This is a genomic window from Geobacter argillaceus (genome assembly GCF_007830735.1).
GTDB classification, from domain to species: domain Bacteria; phylum Desulfobacterota; class Desulfuromonadia; order Geobacterales; family DSM-12255; genus Geomobilibacter; species Geomobilibacter argillaceus.
The window spans coordinates 1-19,624 of sequence record NZ_VLLN01000026.1; the positions used below are offsets into that span (position 1 = coordinate 1).

The window sequence follows — 19,624 nt, forward strand, 5'->3', positions numbered from 1 at the left end:
CATGCGCACTACTACCGGAACCTGCAGCACAGAAATAGATCAAGAACTACAGCCCAAGGAGGCTAACAACTCAAACCCACAAAAATCCCAGGCCAGAGGCAGAGACGCGATCACGTTCAGGAGAACCCTCGACGAAACTATGTGAATAAGGCATTTGCCGAACTTCAGTTCCTAGAGCGAGGCAGCTCCGCGACGCAGCCAAGTCTTGCGGTACCCAACCCGCGTATATCAGAATGATCAAACGTCGCCACAGGATCCCGTCTCTGCCTGTGCCCTGGGAAACATAAAAACAACAAAATCCTTAAAACGAGGGAAGGTACACTATTCCCTTATTGACTACTGACAGACATATCAGTTTTCAGGCAATCGGACGAAAACCACTCGCGATCCGTAAACAGGACCGAACACCATGAAAATCCTCACCGAATGGCTGGAAAGGGCAACCGGCGTACCTGCCGATCTGTACGGCAATCTGTTCAACTCGCTTTCCATCGTCCTGATCCTCTGGCTTGCCCGCTGGCTGATTCTCAAAGCGGTATGGCGCCGCACGGAAAATTCCCGGGTGCGCTATCAATGGCGAAAAAGTTCAAACTATACCGCGTTCGCCCTTGCCCTTCTCTTCCTCGGCCGGGTCTGGTTCAGGGAGTTCGAGTCCGTGGTAACCTTTCTCGGCCTGCTTTCGGCAGGTCTGGCCATTGCCATGAAGGATCCGCTGGTAAATGTGGCCGGCTGGCTCTTCATCCTCTGGCGGCGCCCGTTCGATGTCGGTGACCGGATCCAGATCGGTGGCCATGCGGGAGACGTAATCGACCTGCGCCTCTTCCAGTTCACCCTCATGGAAATCGGTCAATGGGTCCACGCGGACCAGTCCACCGGACGTATCGTCCATATACCCAACGGCAAGGTTTTTTCCGATCCCCAGGTGAACTACACCAAGGGGTGGTTCGATTACATCTGGAACGAGGTGCCGGTCCTGGTCACCTTCGAAAGCAACTGGCAAAAGGCCAAAGAACATCTTGAGCGGATCGTGGCCGAGCATGCCGGAGAACTTACCCCCCTCGCGGAGAGCAAGCTGCACGAATCTTCCCGTGAATTCATCGTTGTCTCTCCGAATCTCGCGCCGACGGTCTTCACCTCTGTTGAGGAGAGCGGCGTTCTCCTGACGTTGCGCTATCTATGCGAACCCCGCCGACGGCGCGAAAGCACCCAGAAGATATGGGAAACCATCCTGGAAAGGTTTGGCGGCTTTGATGATGTCGATTTCGCGTATCCCACGATCCGCTATTACCATAACACGGCTGAAGGAAAAGCCGGTGCCAGAGTGGCGCTTCCCGAGGAGCAGGAGAGCGCAAGACCTAGTTTGAGATCGTAACCTTCCTTATCGTGCTCACTGCTGTTCAGATGTCTCAACAACTGCACCATCCGGATGCCTTCCAAGATCGGCGTTCTGTCGAGCCATGTTCGTATCCTGATATTCGGCCAGCACTCGGCCGAACGGCACGCGGCATTGATTCTGAGCAATATTGACTTCAACGAACCGCTGCAATCGAATCGCCGACCTGCGGCGTAGATGACCTCTGCCACAGATTCGCCAGCCACAATGATGAATTCTCAGGACAGCCGACATGGCGGTACAAGTCTAGATTTCAACCTGCTGCCCCAATTCCACCACCTGTTCTGCCGGGATATTGTAGAAAGAGGTCGCCGTTACGGAGTTGCGGGACATGAACGAGAAAAGTTTTTCCTGCCAACGCATCATTCCGGATTGTTGTGGTGTAGAGATGATGGTCTCCCGGGCAAGATAGTAGGTCGTATGCTCCAGGGCTACCGACAGGCCAAGGGGGTCGCACTGCCGCAACGCCACGGGCACATTGGGGCTCTGCATGAAGCCGTAACGTACGATGACCCTGGCGAATCCAAGTGGCATGGCGGTTACCGTCACCCGATCTGATGCCGGCACCCGGGGGACCTCTTCTGTGAGGACGGTGAGAATGATGACCTGTTCGTGCAGCACCTGATTATGGGCCAGGTGATGATGTAGCACCGGGGGGGTCCCGGTAGGGCTGCCGGTCATAAAGACCGCCGTTCCTGGCACTCGGTGCGGCGGAGCTGCTGTCAGCTTGTCAATAAATTCTTCAAGCGGTTCCTTGCCACCCTGCAATCTTTGACTGAGCACAGCCCTCCCGCGTCGCCAGGTTGCCATGAGGGTAAACACTGCGATGCCCGCAACCAGGGGAAACCAGCCGCCATGGGCGATCTTGAGAAGGTTCGCACCGAAGAAGGGGATGTCGATGGAGAGAAAGAGCCCTGCCAGGGTGCAGGCAGCGGTCGCCTGCCAGTGCCAGTGCTTCACCATAAGGAAAAAGGCGAGAATGGTCGTGATGACCATTGTGGTGGTTACGGCAACTCCGTAGGCCCCGGCGAGGCTTGCCGAGGAGCCGAAACCGACGACAAGTGCGAGGGTTATGAGCATGAGCCCCCAGTTTACAGTGGGGATATAGACCTGGCCGATCTCCTCGGATGATGTCTGGACCAGACGGAAACGGGGGCTGTAGCCGAGCTGCATCGCCTGCCGCGTGAGGGAAAATGCACCGGATATTACGGCCTGGGATGCGATCACCGTCGCAAGCGTTGCGAGGATGACGAGGGGGTAAAGCGCCCACCCCGGAGCCAGGTGAAAGAACGGCTCTGTTGACTCTCCTGGCCGGACGAGGAGCAGGGCACCCTGGCCGAAGTAATTTAGGAGCAAGGCGGGGAGGACGAATGTGAACCATGCCCACCGGATTGGCCGTGGACCGAAGTGCCCCATGTCTGCATAGAGGGCTTCCCCACCGGTCACCACCAGGAAAACAGAGCCGAGTGTACGAAAGGCGAACTGGCCGTTCTCCATGAAGAAGCGTGCTCCATGGAGCGGATTCACCGCAAAAAAAACCTCCGGGGCCTTTAAGATGCCGCCGATGCCGAGCATTGCGATGGTGGAGAACCAGATCGCCATCACGGGGCCGAACAGAGTTCCGACTACCGTCGTCCCTCTTCTCTGGATGAGAAAGAGAAGGATGAGAATCAGTATGGTGACGGGGACGACGAAGCCTTCCAGGGCAGGAGCGGCTACCTTGAGACCCTCGACGGCACTTAGGACTGAGATGGCGGGGGTAATTGCCCCGTCGCCGTAGAGTAGGGCCGCTCCAAAAAGCCCGAGAGGAAGCAGGTACCTTCGTTGGACGGGTGAGAGGAGGCTTAGTGGCGTGAGGAGGGCGAGGAGTGCTAGAATGCCCCCTTCTCCACGGTTGCCGGCGCGCATCAGAAAGAGCAGATATTTGATGGAAATAACGAGCGTGAGTGCCCAAAAAACGAGAGAGAGTATGCCTAGTACGTTTGCTGGCGACGGCGTCACCGAATGAGTGCCATGAAAGCACTCCCTGAGCGCATAAAGCGGACTCGTGCCGATGTCGCCGTACACGACTCCAAGCGCAGTCAGGCTGAGCGTGAGGAACTGACGGCCTCGTCCTTCAGCTCGGGGAACGGTAAGCGATTCGGATGATGGGGGGCTCTTGTCGTCGTTGGTTTTGCTCATTGTATCCACTGCGTTAACTTAACTGTACGTGTATTCGCTGTATCGGGGACGCTGCCACTCTCCTGCATGAACTCCACTACCTGGATCACAAAATTGAACTAGTTTCAACCAAGCACCATAAACTCGACAGAGTTCTTTCCTTTCTCCTTGGCAACGTACATCAGCTCGTCTGCTTTACTTAATATTGCATCGTAGGTTTCACAGATTTCAATGCAGGTGACCACGCCGATACTGGCAGTTACCTGCCATCCGGATTGGCTTGTCATAATGTCAAGCGCCTTTACGAGCTTGTCTACTGCTTTACGGACCTGTGCGTCGCTTATTTCCGGGAAACAGATGGCGAACTCATCGCCACCAATACGCCCGGCTATGTCGGTTTCTCGTATAGTCTGCTTGATGGTATCACCGATCTGTTGCAAGAGTTTGTCTCCTCTGGCATGTCCTTGAATGTCGTTAATCTGTTTAAAATTATCCAAATCTATGAAAGCAAGCGAAAGGGGATGAATGTAGCGTCTGGCCCGGAGCATTTCTTCTTCCGTCCGCACACGGAAGGCTTGTTTGTTTAGTAGTCCGGATAGCCTGTCTGTGTCCGCACGCAGCTTTTCACGTTCAAGCGCCCTACGCAATTGGGCCTGCAATGAAACCGTATAGGCGAGTAGAGCAAAGATGCCAAGACGAGTGAATGCGTTCCAGGAGAGAATGGTTTCGCTTTCATCTGGCAGTTTGTGAGCTAAGTTAGCCATCAACCAGCTGGAAGCAGCGAATACGGCAATAACAATGCCCTCGGTCCTGCCGCAAAACCACGCTGATACAAGGATCGGAACGGCATAGAGCAGCATCATCGAAACATGGGCTCCTGTCTGGTAGTCATAATAACCTACCAGTAGAGTAACCAGCATCGATGCGGTAAAAGCAGTCCGATGGAGCGTCATTTCACAAAAACCTTTGTGCTATTTCAGGTTGGTTCTCTTGGCATTTTACCATGCGTTTTACTGAAATAGTACGACATGTCGAGTCTCCTTTTGATTATGAACGAGGTGTTGACAGTGATCGAGTACCGACATTTCTCAGCTAAACTATTCCTGAACATGCCAATCGAGTTCCGTAGTGATGGCGATGGCCGCGATTAACGAGCGGTAGACGGGGCAGTTTTCCGCATGGAGGGCGTAGGCACGTTCGACCTTGTCCCGATCCTCGGAAGGGGTCACCAGGCGGTACGTCACATGTATCCGCTTGATAACAAGGACACTGCCATCCAGTACCACCTCGCCGCGCGCATCACCTACCAGCCCATCCAGGCCGATTCGTACCTTACGTGCCTCCAGCGTACCGCCGAAGGTCCCGGTCAGTCAGCCGGCAGCGGCGGCGACGATATAATCGAGTGTCGTTGCATGGGGTTCCGAGATGTCCGGGGAAACTCCATAGTGGGCGGCGATCGCTCCGTGGACTCCGAACAGGACCGGGTCCTTTTCCGCCGGGAGATACGCCCGGCGCAAGGGTCCTTTTACCCGCTCGATCCGTACCTGTGATAGATATACTACTTCAGACATATTTATTCCTCCTTCCTGTTTATGCCGGGGCAAAACATCCCCAATCGGCTTATGCATAATGTGTGGTCATTGCTCATTGCTTCCCGGTAGGTCTCTCTTCACCCCAGAACCCTCATTGCCGCCTGTTTGAAGGATTCGAAAGGCACTCGGCACGTACTCACTGGGCAGGTATGCCTCGGGAGTGGTAGTGCTGTTGCCGTCCCTGATCTGGGAATAATGGGGGGACATGATTTCGACACCGGCTTCGTTGAACTTGTCCTGAATATGCTGGTGAAGCTCTGAATATATGGCGGCCATTTTCAGAGGTTTGTCTGTATAGGCGTTCAGTTCGTAGGTGACGTAAAAATCATCGAGACTGGTCTGGAAGACGAAGGGTTCGGGGAGCTCAAGGATATGCTCCGTGGCTTTGGCAGCGCCGATCAGAAGCTCGTGCACCGTGCGCCAGGGGGCGTCGTAGCCGATGGTGACGCTCGTATGAAGGATGAGCCCGTAGGACTGGGCGGAGGAACTGTAGTTGGTGATATGGCTGCCGAGGACCATGGAATTCGGAATGGTGATGTCGACGTTTTTAATGGTGCGAATGCGGGTCACCAGCAGGGTTTTCTCCACTACGTCCCCTACCGTCTCGGCGATCTTCACCCGGTCGCCGAGCGTGAAGGCCCGCATATAGGTGAGAATGACGCCGGCAACGACGTTGGCGACGGCGGACGTGGAGCCGAGGGAAAGGAGTACGCCGAGGAAGACGGAGATCCCCTTGAAGGCTGGCGAGTCCGACCCGGGAAGGTAGGGAAAGGCGACGACCGCAGCAAAGGCGATGATCATGAACCGGACGATCTTGAAGGTCGGTTCGGCCCAGTCCTGGTAGAACCCGGGGAGGGTTATGGTCCGGTTCTCCACCTCGGTGAAGAAAAATCGGGTGAACTTTATGACGAAATGGGTGAAAACGAGGATCACTGCGATGAAGAAGACGTTCGGCAGATAGGTCAAAATGGCATGTCCGACCTTTTCTATCGGCGTCAGGACATATTCGAAGATCTTCGCCGCATATCCCCTGGTCCAGGGGAAAAAGCTGAAGACAAGCGGAATGTAGAGGTAAAGGAGCCCCAGTATGACCAGGAGGCGCACCCACTTTGCCCCGCCGATGAACAACGCCACAATGCGGTCTTCGTGGAGGATCTCTATCGATTGAAACCGTATCGAGCGGATACGTCCCCCGCGCCAGGACTCAATCTTTGCGACAAGCTTCGGGAGGAAGCGGTTGAGGAGGACGATCAGCAGGATGAGTGCCACGGTTGCTGCAAAGGCATAAAGCCCCCCGAGCAGGAGGCTGTTCATGCTGTATTCCGTGCTGTGACTTTTGATGGCTGTCCGAATCTTCAGGACGAGTTCATCGGCCAGTTCTCTGCGCCGTTTACCCTCGGCCTTGGCGTCACTGTCGGTGACGGTCATGATGACCGTGTCGCCGGCGACGATGTCGGTTGTGGTCTCACTGTCGACGGCGGTGAAGGAATCGATGCTGAGTAGCGGGTCCTTGGCAAGCTTGGCCAGCCGGCCGGAAATGGCGCGAGCCCTGTCGGCCGGAGTAAAAGAAAGCACTTTTTCCCGTATGCTGAAAACTGGCTTGCCGTCCAGCATGACCTGCCCTATGGGAGGCTTGGCGGCTGCGGGAGTGGCAGGACTTACTGGTGGCTGGGCAATGGCAGGCGCGCATGTGGCCAGAATGAGGAACATCAGGGCTAAGGCGAGGTTGTTCTTGGCCATTGTCACTCCTTGGCAGCTGGTTTCCGGCACGCTGTAGTGAGAGTTCCGACAAGGGTGTAAGCACATGTCCGATGACGCTCACGGTCCTTTATCTATTGGCATATTCCGGCTTTCGCCCCCTTGGGCAAGCTTTACATTTAAAACCGGAGCCTCGACCAAGTGAAAGGTTGCGGATGCGAAGGAAACCCTGCCGCCGGATCCATCGAACATTTCGAGTATCCGGTTGAAGAGGATATCCTTGGTGGCGCGACGACGCTTGTAATCTACAACGTAGCGGACTGTGAACTCCATCCAGTTGTCATTGGCGATGACCGTCACCATCGGTTCGACGCTAGCCTCCTCAATCCTGTATTTCTTGATCATATCCGTCATGGTCTTCTTCGCCTCGGGGACAAATCCGCCGAGAAGCTCGTTGGCGACGCTCTGGAGAATATCCCTTGCCAGTCGGCAGTCGCTGCCGTACTTGACCGGCACTATGATCTCATCCCAAAGGAATGGGAAGTCTCCTGAATAGTTGAAAACCGGCTCCTTGAAAACGAAGCTGTTGGCAACGCGGACGATGCGGCCGTTATAGAGATCGGCCTTCACCCACTGTCCTGTCTCCATGAGAGTGGTGCGAAAAACGCCAATGTCGATTACGTCACCGGAGATGCCGCCAAGTTGTACCCGGTCTCCAACGGAGTAGAAATTCCCGAACGAGATAGCAACCCAGCCTGCGATGCTGGCTATTACCTCCTGGAGGGCAAAGGCGATGCCGGCGCCGGCCACGCCAAAGGCGACGGTGAGATTGCCGAGGCGGTCGCTGAAGACCACGGTAACAAGGATAACCGCCACCAGGGTTCCGATCAAATTGACGAGTTTTCTGAAGCGGTACCGGCTATCCATGCTTTCTATGCGGCCTGCAAGCGACTGCCGAATAAAGCGGGTCAGAATAGAGATGGCCACAATGCCGATGATGACAAAGGCGATCTTTTCAAAGACAGGGTTGAGCAGCCAGCTACGTAACAGGTTCATTGCCCCTTCCATGCGATTCTCCTGTCTGACGGCAGTCGTACTGCCGCGTTGGCAAGGGACTCATTTTCCTTATGCGGCCTTCCTTGCCTGACCTGCCTGCGTCATTCAGCTCCCTTTCGCCGGTTGGCCGGTGATAACCGAGATCCTTACCGCCGGCTCAGTCCTTCTCGGACCGGCTGCCGTCGTGATGCGCTCCCGGGGAACCCCGCACTCTTTGACCAGCACTTCCACTATCCGCTCCATTCGCTTTTCGGCGAGTGGTCTCTCCTTTTTGCCGGCACGTTCCTCATATGCTTCGACACGCAGTGCTATCCCCGGATCCACTCCATAAATATCCTTTACGGTCAGGACCTCCTTTTTCATCTCTTCCGACAACTCACTTTCTCCCGGCTTGAATACCAGGAGCGGAACGAACGGGATGGCTTCCACCTTCAAATCCACCGGCAGATTCAGGTCATTGGCAAGAATTCTCTGTAGCCAGCGGATCTGCTCCTCGGCCAGGGGAGAATCACGCCGTATCTTCAGCAGTATGAATACGCCAGGGGTTTTGTCGCTGAAACCGACAGAGAAATCGACCACCCTGGACGGCACGATGATTTTATTCATTTTTTCCGATGACTGCCTTACGACGGATCTGACGTTTTCCCCCGAGTTCCTGACGATCTCGCCGGGAGACTTCTGAGGGGCGATGGCAAGGATGGGCGCCTTGATCCCGTCCTTGAGCCCGCCTACCTGCACCTTCACCTGTTCCACATTGAGTATGATCCTTCTCCCCAGCGTCCGCCCGAGGTAGCTCTGAGCCCTTTCAGTCTCTTCATTGCTCAGATAACTCACGGTATTCACCTGTGTGTTGATTTCAAGGATTCCGTCGCTGTTCTCGGCATAGGTAAAAGAGGCAAGATGCGAGCGTTTCTCCTTTTCAAGCGTATGTTGCAGAGCATCACGTATGGTGGTTCTCTGCCTTACCTCCGCAATGGACGTTTGCAGGGTGTAGATGAGAGGGATGGATATCACGATGAGGACGGCTATGAGCACGGCGAACCGCTTCTTCATCTGCGAAAGCTCGACTTCCGCGGCCATCTTTCTCCGAAAGCCGTAAAAGGCGAAGACGACGCAGGTGGATAGTACTATGGCCACAAAGTTGGTGAAGAACAGTAGAAACCCGCCATAGAATATGTTGAGGTTCGCGCTCCCGGCCCCGAACCCCGCAACGCTCAAGGGAGGGATGACGGCAGTCGCGATGGCGACCCCCGGCACGACGGTCAGGTAGTGTTTCTTGGTACAGATTGCGCTTGCCCCGGCGATACCGGCGAGAAAGGCGATGATGAGGTCGTAGAGGTTCGGTCGGGTTCGGGAGAGGATTTCGCCGGTCAGGTCTTTCAGTGGCGATAGGTAGGTGGCAACAGCCGCGACGGTGATCGTAAGAGCTACGCTCAGGGAGATCTTCTTGACGGACCTGTTCCAGATGACATTGTCACCGGTGACGAAGGCAAAGCCGGAACTCAGGATCGGTCCCATCAGCGGCGAGACGAGCATCGCCCCGATGATGACCGGAGAGCTGTTCATGATGAGGCCGCACAGGGCAATGAGGTTTGCCACGGTGAGGACGAAGAAATAGCCCGCAGTGATTTCGACTTCGGAATAAATATCCTTTATGACCGCGTTGGGGTTGATGCTCGAGGCTTGCTCACTCAGCCATCCTCTAAACAGGGAAACGATTTTATCAGCCGTGCGGCTCATGATCTTCCCGATTAAAAGTAGGGTTTCAATCGCTTTGGAGCAAGTATAGCGTATCAAGCAAGGCATGCCAGGATTACCCATCAGTTGCGGCTTAGTTTCAGCTGGTTGCGACCCGATGAGTTGGCGTCATCCGCAGCCATCAGCAAGAATTTAGAAAGGCTCTTGACAGTTATTTTGATGAAGATATTATTTGTACTAGGAAACAATATTTGCATCAATATTAAAACTGGTGGAGGTGTCGTATGAAGAGAATTGGTGGTGTTCTCGGAGCATTGATGCTCGTCAGCCTGACCGGGTGTGCGACGCAGGGATATGTCCGTACCCAAGTTGATCCGTTGGCAGAGCGTCTCGGCAAGCTCGAAGCCAAGGTGTCCCAATTCAGCGGCATGACAGACGCCGACAAGGCTGCCATCAAACAGGCTAACGACAAAGCACAGCAGGCACTCGACACTGCGAATAAGGTGGCGGGCGAGGTCAAACGGGTTGATAACGATGTCGTCAAGGCCGACGCTGCGGCAATGCGGGCTGAAAAAGCTGCAAAAGAGGCAGAACAGGCCGCCAAGGATGCCCGGCTGATGGAGAAGAAGTCTGAAAAGATTTTTAAGCTTGAGCAGAAGAAATAATTGTAGTCACTCCTGATAGGGGGATGCCCCTATCAGGAGTGATCTGACGACAGTAATTGAGTTGAGTTGTGGACTTATCCTATCTATTACGAACGACCATTCTGCTTCTCTTCTGGTTTATTTGCCAACCCCAGCAGTGTGCCGCCGGCGCTGAACTCTTCTTCCGTCAGGGAGCGGGTGGAGCCATTGGATTCCACACCATCGGAGCAGACGATTCACTTGTTGAACTAGCTCGTCACTACGATGTCGGCTTCAACGAGATTACTGCCGCAAATCCTGATGTGGACCCATATATCCCTGAGGTCGGAACCACGGTTACGATCCCGGGGAGGTGGATTCTCCCGGACGTCCCTCTGCGGAAGGGGATCGTCATTAATGTGGCGGAGATGCGCCTGTATTACTTTACCCCCCGCACACGAGGAGTGATCGATACCTTCCCTGTCGGGATCGGTGACGAGGGGTGGGAGACGCCCGTGGGGACGTACCGTATTGTCGAGAAGATGGCAAGTCCGGCGTGGCATGTGCCCGCATCCATCCGTGCGCAGAAACCTGAGCTTCCGGAAATAGTACCTCCAGGGTCTGACAACCCTCTCGGTTCTCACGCATTACGTTTATCTATCGGCACGGTGCTTATTCATGGCACAGACCGCCCGTTCGGCATTGGCCGGAGGGTCAGCCATGGATGTATCCACCTCTATCCTGAAGATATTGTCACCCTGTTCAGGAAGGTTAAACTCGGGGACCGGGTCGCAATCGTTCGCCAGCGGGTCAAGGCGGCGGCTGTCGATGGACGTGTACTGGTGGAATTCCATGACGATGGGGGTAACGGTTTGGAACAGGAAGCCATTAGCCTTCTGGAAAGAAAGGGATTGATCGCAAGGGTCGATAGTGACCAATTGAAAGCAGCGATGACGAGAAAATCGGGGATGCCGGAAGATGTGACTAAAAAATAATATGTTACGGATTAATGGTGATAGGTGTGCCGTCAGCTACCAACTGCCAGATCTCGTCCATCTCGGCGTTGTTCACGGCAATGCACCCTTTGGTCCAATTCCTCCGGAAATGGAAATCTGAAAGATCCTCGAATCCTTTGGGCAGACCGTGAATCATGATGTCGCTTCCCGGAGAATGGCCATTGTTCTTTGCTGCGGAGAGATCCTGGCTGTTGGGATAGGAGATGTGAAGAGATTTGTAGAACCTGCTGTCTTTGTTGTGACGGTCGATAACATAGGTGCCTTCGGGGGTTCGACAGTCTCCGGCTTTTTGTTTGTGGCCGAGCGGGTTTCGTCCCAGAGCAACCTGGAAAGAACGGATCACTTCATTCCCCGAGAGCAATTGCATGAGTTTTTGACTTTTATAGACAACCACTCGCTCAACGGGAGGAATCGCAGCAGCGGCGTGACGCAAGGGCACTTCAAACATGACCACAGCTGACGCCATGAACAGCGTGAAGGCAATCTGGATGATGGATCTCATACGCATGCGAACCAATGTAGCAAAAACGCTGGGATGAAGTCCATCAGATTAAGGCGGTCCATGTAAGCAACGGCAGCAAAACAGTAAAGTATGACCAACCGCAAAGGAGGTCCTTATGTTGACATCCAAACTGACAAAACTCGGTATATCTGCCCTCTTTTCAATCTTTATGTTTTTGTCACTGGTTACTCAAGGAGGCTGTGAGAGCCGGGGGAAGACGGAATTCGTCGGGTTCCCCCAGTCATTTGCCGATCTTGCCGAGAGGGTGAAACCAGCCGTGGTGAACATACGAACAACATCGACCGTGAAGGTTCCCGGCAACCCATTCAAGCATTTCTTCGGTCCGGACCAGGGTGATCAGAACGATCCATTCGGCGATTTCTTTAAACGGTATTTCAACGATGTCCCCGACAAAGAGATGAAGCAACAAAGCCTTGGCTCGGGATTTATCATCAATAAAGATGGGTTCATCATCACCAACAACCACGTGGTTGATAATGCGGATGAGATCAAGGTGAAGCTTTCTGATGGCAGAGAATTCAAGGCCAAGGTGATCGGTCGCGACAGCAAGACAGACCTTGCATTGATAAAAATTTCCTCTCCGTTCGAGAATCTGCCGGTCCTGGCCCTTGGCGATTCGGAAAAGATGCGGGTCGGGGACTGGGTCATGGCGGTCGGAAACCCATTCGGCCTGGAACAGACGGTCACCCAGGGGATTATCAGCGCCACCGGCAGGGTGATCGGCTCCGGGCCCTATGACGATTTCCTTCAGACTGACGCCCCGATCAATCCGGGCAACAGTGGCGGGCCGCTCGTCAATCTGAAAGGCGAGGTCATCGGCATAAACACCGCAATCGTCCCTGGTGGTCAGGGGATCGGCTTTGCCATACCAAGTGCGCTGGCCAAATCGGTTACTGACCAGCTTAAAGAAAAGGGGAAAGTGGTCCGCGGCTGGATCGGCGTAACAATACAGAACCTTACGCCTGAACTTGCGCAATCATTCGGCATGAAGGAAACAAAAGGCGCCCTGGTGGGCGATGTCGTCAAGGATGGCCCTGCCGAAAAGGGCGGGATAAGAACCGGCGATATTATCGTCTCTTTCGACGGTAAAAGCGTCAAGACGTCCAATGATCTGCCCCGCCTCGTCGCCGAAACACCGGTGGGCAAACCCGTTGATGTAACGGTCATGCGCGAGAACAAGGAAGTACGTCTGTCCATCAAGGTTGAAGAGATGACGCAGGAGCGGATCGCCACACAGACCAATGAGCCGGTACAGAGCTTCGGCATGAAGGTCGATAACATCACACCGCAATTGCGTCAGCAATTCGGAACCGCGGAAAAGACAGGGGTCCTTGTGGTGAGTGTGGAACAGGGGGGACTCGCCGATGGAGCCGGGATTCAGCCGGGTGACGTCATCAAAGAAGCCAATCGGAGAAGCGTTAGGAACCTGGCAGATTACAATGCCGCCTTGGCCAAAAGCGGCAAGGGGCAACCGACACTGCTGCTGCTGAAACGGGGGAAACAAACGTTCTTTGTAACTATGGAAACACAATGACAGCCCATGGCTTTCTTTCATGCGAAAAATAAAGGATGACGGCCGTGTACCGTGGACACAAGCAGTGGGGAACAGCAATGAGTGAGCATGTTGAAAAAAAGGAGTATGGGCTTTTCGTCCTGGCCCTTCTCTCATTCATCACCGGCATCATCGCCGGATGCGGGGCCTATCTGTTTCGCGCCTTGATCGCCTTGTTTCACAATCTGTTTTTTAACCGCACATTGTCACTTTCATATGACGCCAATGTCCATACGGCTCCCAGTCCATGGGGAGTGTTCATTGTTCTCGTTCCGGTCGTCGGGGCAGTCTGTGTCGTCTACCTGGTCAAAAACTATGCCCCTGAGGCGAAGGGGCATGGGGTCCCGGAAGTGATGGACGCCATCTACTACAACAAAGGGATCATTCGCCCCACGGTAGCTGTCGTGAAATCGCTCGCCTCGGCCCTTTCCATCGGCAGTGGCGGTTCAGTGGGGCGGGAAGGACCGATTGCCCAGATCGGGTCAGCCTTTGGATCTACTCTTGGGCAGTTATTGCGGATGAACCCATGGCAATGTAACGTCTTGATAGCTTCCGGAGCGGGCGGCGGGATTGCCGCGACGTTCAACACCCCCCTTGGTGGATTACTTTTCGCGATTGAAATCCTGCTTTACGAAGTAAGCGTAAGAACCCTGGTTCCTGTATTCATTGCCACCGCAACGGCAACCTATATCGGACAGCTCTTCTTCGGCACCTATCCCGCATTCAGGATCCCCGACCTTGAAACCCCGTTCTTCCATCTGGACAAACCGGTGGTGCTTTTCGCCTATGTCGGTCTGGGGATCGCCCTCGGGGTTGTTTCCACCGCCTATATCAGAGCTGTTTATGGTTTCGAGGACCTCTTCGAGAACCACCTCCCCGGCAACGACTATTTCCGACATATTACGGGAATGCTTCTCGTCGGACTCATGTTCATGATGCTTCAGAGATACTCGGGGCATTATTACATCGAAGGTGTGGGTTACGCAGCGATCCAGGACATTCTCTCAATGACCCTTCACGGGGCAGGTTTTCTTTTGCTTCTGTTGGCGATGAAGCTGGTTGCGACAGCCCTGACGATCGGATCAGGGGGGTCGGGAGGAATATTCTCCCCATCACTTTTTATCGGAGCGGCCTTTGGTGGGGCCTACGGAATCATGCTTAATCACTTTTTCCCGGAGTTAGGCATCAGCCCGCCAGCCTTTGCCCTGGCGGGAATGGCCGGACTCGTGGGCGGAGCGACCGGTGCCGCCCTGACTGCTATCGTCATGATCCAGGAAATGACCTTGGACTACAGCGTGGTAATTCCGGTGACGATAACCGTCGCCGTCTGTTTCGGTATCAGGAAACTCCTCTGCCGCGAGAGCATCTATACCATGAAGCTTGTACGGCGTGGTCATTTCATGCCAGAGGCACTTCACTCCACAATTCAAAACCTGATAAGAGCGGAAGAGATTATGGAGACACGGTTTACCAGGATTCCCGCTACTCTCACCGTGAAAGAGCTTGCAGAGATGGTTCGAAACGAACCTGAGGCTAGGTGGTTCCTCATAATGAAAGCTGAGAAACTGATCGGCCTGTTATCACGAGAAGCTGCCCTGGAATCGGCAGTCATCCAAGCAGCCGCGGGACTGGTCGAAACCTTACCGTCTCTCAGCTTTATTGTCGTGGAAAAAGATGTTCAGTTTTACAGCATTATCGTACGAATGCGTCTGGCAAATGCCTCTGTGGCAATAGTGGTCCATGGTGAGGGGGGGGCGTCAAAAAACCTCGTTGGAATAATCGGTGAAGAACAAGTTGCCAAGACGATTTCAAAAGGGACCGAATCTTTTCCCGTCTTCACAGGGATTACGTAAGTATTGCAGGCTAAGGAGATTAACCCATGGAAAAGACAATTAATATAGCTACTAAAGTCTTAGTAGTCGCTTTGTTCACGATGTATTCTTATTCGCATCCAGCATATGCGCAGACAGTTCAAGCCGATGTCCCCATCCCCTATAAGAGCTTAACTCCGCAGGTTGAATCCACCATAGAAAATACCGCCATAATCGCCTTGCGCCATATTTCCCAGGCCCGCTCCGACATTCACCAGAGGGCACTTGCAGCTGCCCGGCGCGAGTTGGCCGAAGCGGTAAGGCTGATGGACAGCATCAGGGATAATCTCTCGACGTCGCCTGCGAAGAACTTCATCGAAGTAGCTCGCAAGCACCTCGAATACGAACAGGCACGGCAGGTATTGCACGACCTTCCGCCCATATATGCTTCCCTTGAAAAGGTCTCCGTCTATCTGCCGACTGACAGGGCGAAAACTCATCTCGACAGGGCAAAGGCGCATCTGGAAAAAAACGACAAGCGCGCAGCCGACCGGGAACTGGTACTGACCGGTAAATCCCTGATCATCATCGAAGTGGAGGTACCGCTACTCAGAGCGCAGCAGTACGTGACCAAGGCCCAGGGATATCTTGCTGCCAAGAATGCCGGGAAGGCCGATAAGGCCTTGATGTCAGCGGAACTACGGGCCATGGCACTCTACAACGGCGTGAATTCCCCACTTACCCAGGCGCACCAGAATATCTGGCTGGCCTTCAGAAATTATTCCACCGCGAAAGGAACCGATGTGGGGGCCTACCTCAAGCAGGCCAGGAATTACCTGGGAAAAGCGGCAGCCGCGCGAAGTGAGGCCGGGAAAGAAGAGATCGGCACATTATCTCAGGAAGTAGCGAAACTGGAAAATACACTGGCCACCGAAGGGAGGATAGCGGAGTCGGCCCTTAAGTCGGCCCTGGAAAAGAGCGAAGCGCTCGCGAAGCGTACTGCTTCCTACTATTCAGCCGGACTGTCCGAGGCAGAAACAACTCTCGGTGGAGAACGCAGCCTGATAGAGGCGAGGATGCATGTGTCGTTTGCTGAAACCTACCAAGTAACAACTTCCGAGCCGGACAAGGCGATCAGGGAACTCGACACCGCTGTTTCCTATTTGCAGAAGGCGGCCGGGAGCAAGCTGGCTGATCATGCGGACCGCAAGAAAATACGCAGTATTGTCAGTATGCTCCAGGCGCTCAAGGCAAACCCCGGAAAGAACGATGCAACTGTTCAGGAACGTTATGAAACGATCCAAGAAGAGTTGAGCGGCATCAAGCTCCAAGAGGAGTTGAGTGACCTGAGCCAGGAAGTCAGGTGAAGACATGAAAGGGATATCGGGCAGAAAGGCGCTGTGTATCGTCTATTCCCTGGCATCGTTCATGTTTCTCGGGGGGTGCGTAACCAACCCGATCAGTTACAACGCGGCTGAACCGGTGCCGCGCGGCGCCTTGTTCGAGTACCCCTATTTCAACGACCAGGTAACGGGAATTGCCGTCTCGGAGCAGGGGAGAATTTTCGTCAATTTCCCCCGCTGGGATAAAGACCCCCTCTATTCCGTGGCAGAACTTCTGCCGGACGGCTCGCTGCGTCCCTATCCGGACAACGACTGGAACCGCTGGGGCAAAGACGAGGCCGGTCATCCCGAAGCCCATTTTATCTGTGTTCAGAGCGTCGTTGTCGACACTGACGATTCCCTCTGGGTTCTTGACCCGGCATCGCCGGGTTTCAAGGGGGTGGTGCCTGGCGGTGCAAAGTTGCTCAAGATCAATCTGACAACCGACACGGTTGAACGGGTCATTCCGTTTGGTGACGCGGCAGCCCCCCGCAACAGCTATCTTAATGACGTCCGTCTCGATCCCGCGGGAGATGTTGCCTACATCACCGATTCAGGGACCGGAGCGATCCTCGTGGTCGACCTGGCGAGCGGCAAGAGCAGGCGGCTGCTGGCGGACCATCCGTCCACCAAGGCCGAACCAGGGTATGTGCCAATAATCGCTGGCAAGGAGTTGCGGGATGAAAACGGTCGGGTGCCGCAGATCCATGCTGACGGGATAGCGATCGATGCTGCCGGTGAGTATCTCTATTACCATGCATTGACCGCTAGGATGCTGTATCGCATCAAGACATCGTTTCTCAAGGATGCCAGCCTCTCGGAGGCACAACTGGCAGGAAAGGTGGAGATGCTTGCCGAAACCGGTGCCGTTGACGGCATGGTGATGGACTCCGACAACAACCTCTATTTCACTGCCCTGGAAGAAAACGCCGTCAAGCGATACCGCCCCGACGGATCAATAGACACCATCATTAAGGATGATCGGATTCAGTGGCCGGACAGCATGGATATCTCGCCGGATGACTATCTCTATTTTACGGCTTCCCAGATCCACCGGATGCCTCGGTTCAATTATGGAAGGGATGAACGCATCATTCCCTACAAGGTGTTCAAACTCTGGCTGGCCCCTTTTTGACACCGATTCCAGAAATGGTGAAGGGAGAACGGCCATGACACTCAGCGGCTGGGAGCGACAGCAGATCGTACGTGGCAGGGAGGTATAATTTATGAAGAAAATATGGGCTCTCATTATAGTATCAGGGCTGATAGCAATGGCTGGACCCGTTTCAGCCGTCGAGCAGAATGATACGAACGAAAAGGAACTTTGCATACTTTACGCTCGGGACTGTGCAGACAAGCTGTTCAACCTTCAGGAGAAGATCCGGCACATGCAGAACGAACTTGCCAAAGGGGCAACCGTCTACAGGGCAGATGAAATCAAGAAACTTAAGGAGAAGTTGAAAGAAGCTGAGGATATGATGTACGCACTCATGCCGAACTCATCGTCGCCAAAGGAAACGAAGTAGGGGTATTTGAACGGATCGGGTCTCATTCTGGGTTGACTCCTCATAATGGGAGTTTATCCTAAGTAAGTGAGCTGCGACGATACCTCCCGAGACATGCATCGAAAGCATGCAGGGGAAATTACACAGAAAGGGAAAGGAGACATGCACATGAAAGAGCAGATGAGAGCACTGAGTTTGATCCTGATGGTTATGGCCAGTGGCACTGCACTCGCTGTCGGGCCAGGCAAGACGCTGGAATTCAAGGGCAGCCCGATGGGAACTGTGATTTTTGACGGGACAGCGCACAAAAATGCCGGATTGACCTGCTCTGACTGTCACAATCCGGAACTATTCCCCAAGATGAAGCAGGGAACTGTCAATATTACCATGAACGACTTGTACGCCGGCAAGTATTGCGGGAGATGCCATGACGGTAAAAAAGCCTTCCTGATAAAGGACAACTGCACCCGTTGTCATCATAAACCCGGGATTAAATGAGGTTGGGCTACCTGATTCTAGCTCAGTTCATAGGTGGCAAACAGTACTCTCTCATCAGAAACGGATTGACCTGAACCAGGAGCGGCAATAAAGAGGCTTGCTTCGCCTGGCAGGGATGTGAGTGAACATGGCGTTACGAAATAGTCTGTACGCGGTTACCATATCATCGGCCTTGCTTTGTCTGCTGTTCCTTGCCGGTCCGTGCAAAGGGGAAGCCGGAAATGCGGATCCAACCAGGGAGATTGTTGCATCCATGCTCCAGGCTTATGGGGGTGATGCTTCGGTCAGGAAGGTTGTCTCGGTCACGGCCAAGGGGAGGATCATTGAATTCCTCAATGGGAAAGAGGGTAGCTATAGACGCTATTTTGAACGTCCCAGAAAGCTGCGTATTGAAGTGATGCCTGAGCAAGGGGGCGAAATCAGGGTTCTTAATGGGGATAAAGGCTGGCAGGTGAGTAGCGAGCGATTTATCCCCGTTTCCCCCCTTGAACTTCAGTCCATGATCTATCAATACAGCTATCTCGATCTACCTATGGGAATGGTGGGCGATAAATCGAGGATTACGTACGGCGGAAAACAGCACTACAAGGGACGCGAGGTTTTCTTACTGCTGATTGAGCCGAACGACGCTCCCCGGCTTAAAGTTCTCATTGACGCACGAACACGCCTTATTGTTCGAGTTTCCGCCAGTTTTTCAATGGGAATGATGGGGGCCGGTGAACTCTCGACAGAATATGGTGATTTTCGTCCGGCCGGTGGAGTCCTTTTTCCATACAAACTGGTCAATTTTGCCGGTGATATGAAGCTTTCGGAAATCACGATGGACGTCATCGAAGTGAATCGAGGAATTTCTCACGAGCTCTTTGTCCCGCACTAGAGGGAAATGAGCCACAGGAACGGCGGGAAGGTATGTCTGTTGAGTCCCAACCGTCCGGACAAATGTCAGATTCGGGGTAATTCAACGAAGCCCGGAACCGCGGGTCACCTTAACGAATGCGTCTGGCCGTATCCAGCGGAGGAACGCTTTTCTGACTTGGGCCGCGCTGGTGGTGCGGTATCTCAGTGCGGCAATATCTCCCCGTTAAAAAAAAACGGCGACGATTCGGGAGCAACAGTT

Annotated in this window: 18 protein-coding genes; 10 read left to right on the forward strand and 8 right to left on the reverse strand. The window is 54.0% G+C overall.

What is annotated here, in order from left to right; all coding sequences use genetic code 11:
• Positions 1–409 precede the first annotated feature (409 nt).
• Positions 410–1,372, forward strand: a complete 963-nt coding sequence (locus JN12_RS16515) for a mechanosensitive ion channel family protein (RefSeq protein ID WP_145024775.1) — start codon at positions 410–412, stop codon at positions 1,370–1,372.
• Positions 1,373–1,639: 267 nt separating this feature from the next.
• Here JN12_RS16515 and JN12_RS16520 read toward each other — a convergent pair whose 3' ends face one another.
• The 7 genes from JN12_RS16520 to JN12_RS16550 form a co-directional block, all read right to left on the reverse strand.
• The gene (locus JN12_RS16520; protein ID WP_145024777.1) at positions 1,640–3,574 is read right to left on the reverse strand and encodes a potassium transporter Kup; all 1,935 of its coding nucleotides are present in this window, start codon (positions 3,572–3,574) and stop codon (positions 1,640–1,642) included.
• A gap of 104 nt (positions 3,575–3,678) precedes the next feature.
• Positions 3,679–4,416 (reverse strand): GGDEF domain-containing protein, encoded by a 738-nt coding sequence (locus tag JN12_RS16525; protein ID WP_170242002.1) that lies wholly within the window; start codon positions 4,414–4,416, stop codon positions 3,679–3,681.
• A 234-nt stretch (positions 4,417–4,650) separates the two neighbouring features.
• Entirely contained in the window at positions 4,651–4,923 is a 273-nt protein-coding gene (locus JN12_RS16530; RefSeq protein WP_145024781.1) for an OsmC family protein, read from the reverse strand.
• A complete protein-coding gene (locus tag JN12_RS16535) occupies positions 4,924–5,124 on the reverse strand; it encodes a hypothetical protein (protein WP_145024783.1) in 201 nt (66 codons plus the stop codon).
• 66 nt (positions 5,125–5,190) lie between these two features.
• Entirely contained in the window at positions 5,191–6,885 is a 1,695-nt protein-coding gene (locus tag JN12_RS16540; RefSeq protein ID WP_246125898.1) for a mechanosensitive ion channel family protein, read from the reverse strand.
• A 78-nt stretch (positions 6,886–6,963) separates the two neighbouring features.
• Complete coding sequence (locus JN12_RS16545) at positions 6,964–7,911, reverse strand: mechanosensitive ion channel family protein (RefSeq protein WP_145024787.1); 948 nt, start codon at positions 7,909–7,911, stop codon at positions 6,964–6,966.
• A gap of 93 nt (positions 7,912–8,004) precedes the next feature.
• Positions 8,005–9,639, reverse strand: a complete 1,635-nt coding sequence (locus tag JN12_RS16550) for a TIGR00341 family protein (RefSeq protein ID WP_170242004.1) — start codon at positions 9,637–9,639, stop codon at positions 8,005–8,007.
• A 242-nt stretch (positions 9,640–9,881) separates the two neighbouring features.
• On the opposite strand from JN12_RS16550, the gene JN12_RS16555 reads away from it, so the two are divergent.
• Together JN12_RS16555 and JN12_RS16560 are read left to right on the forward strand one after the other, a co-directional pair.
• Positions 9,882–10,262: a hypothetical protein gene (locus JN12_RS16555; protein ID WP_145024791.1), complete on the forward strand. Its 381-nt coding sequence runs from the start codon at positions 9,882–9,884 to the stop codon at positions 10,260–10,262.
• 68 nt (positions 10,263–10,330) lie between these two features.
• On the forward strand, positions 10,331–11,215 hold the full coding sequence (locus tag JN12_RS16560; protein ID WP_145024793.1) for a L,D-transpeptidase family protein: 885 nt from the start codon (positions 10,331–10,333) through the stop codon (positions 11,213–11,215).
• A gap of 4 nt (positions 11,216–11,219) precedes the next feature.
• Here the strand turns inward: JN12_RS16560 and JN12_RS16565 are convergent, their stop codons facing one another.
• On the reverse strand, positions 11,220–11,738 hold the full coding sequence (locus JN12_RS16565; RefSeq protein WP_246125899.1) for a L,D-transpeptidase family protein: 519 nt from the start codon (positions 11,736–11,738) through the stop codon (positions 11,220–11,222).
• Between the two features lie 115 nt (positions 11,739–11,853).
• Here JN12_RS16565 and JN12_RS16570 point away from each other — a divergent pair, with 115 nt between their 5' ends.
• The 7 genes from JN12_RS16570 to JN12_RS16600 all read left to right on the forward strand — a co-directional run bounded on the left by JN12_RS16570 (position 11,854) and on the right by JN12_RS16600 (position 19,384).
• Positions 11,854–13,293, forward strand: a complete 1,440-nt coding sequence (locus tag JN12_RS16570; RefSeq protein ID WP_145024797.1) for a DegQ family serine endoprotease — start codon at positions 11,854–11,856, stop codon at positions 13,291–13,293.
• A gap of 77 nt (positions 13,294–13,370) precedes the next feature.
• Complete coding sequence (locus JN12_RS16575; protein ID WP_145024798.1) at positions 13,371–15,164, forward strand: chloride channel protein; 1,794 nt, start codon at positions 13,371–13,373, stop codon at positions 15,162–15,164.
• Between the two features lie 26 nt (positions 15,165–15,190).
• Positions 15,191–16,489 carry a YfdX family protein gene (locus JN12_RS16580; RefSeq protein ID WP_145024800.1) on the forward strand — a complete coding sequence of 433 codons (1,299 nt, stop codon included), beginning with the start codon at positions 15,191–15,193 and terminating at the stop codon, positions 16,487–16,489.
• Positions 16,490–16,493: 4 nt separating this feature from the next.
• The gene (locus tag JN12_RS16585; protein WP_145024802.1) at positions 16,494–17,639 is read left to right on the forward strand and encodes an L-dopachrome tautomerase-related protein; all 1,146 of its coding nucleotides are present in this window, start codon (positions 16,494–16,496) and stop codon (positions 17,637–17,639) included.
• A gap of 91 nt (positions 17,640–17,730) precedes the next feature.
• Positions 17,731–18,030 carry a hypothetical protein gene (locus JN12_RS16590; protein ID WP_145024804.1) on the forward strand — a complete coding sequence of 100 codons (300 nt, stop codon included), beginning with the start codon at positions 17,731–17,733 and terminating at the stop codon, positions 18,028–18,030.
• Positions 18,031–18,177: 147 nt separating this feature from the next.
• Positions 18,178–18,507, forward strand: coding sequence for a cytochrome c3 family protein (locus JN12_RS16595; RefSeq protein WP_145024806.1), 330 nt, complete (start codon positions 18,178–18,180; stop codon positions 18,505–18,507).
• Positions 18,508–18,634: 127 nt separating this feature from the next.
• Entirely contained in the window at positions 18,635–19,384 is a 750-nt protein-coding gene (locus tag JN12_RS16600; protein WP_145024807.1) for a hypothetical protein, read from the forward strand.
• The last annotated feature ends 240 nt before the right edge of the window (positions 19,385–19,624 follow it).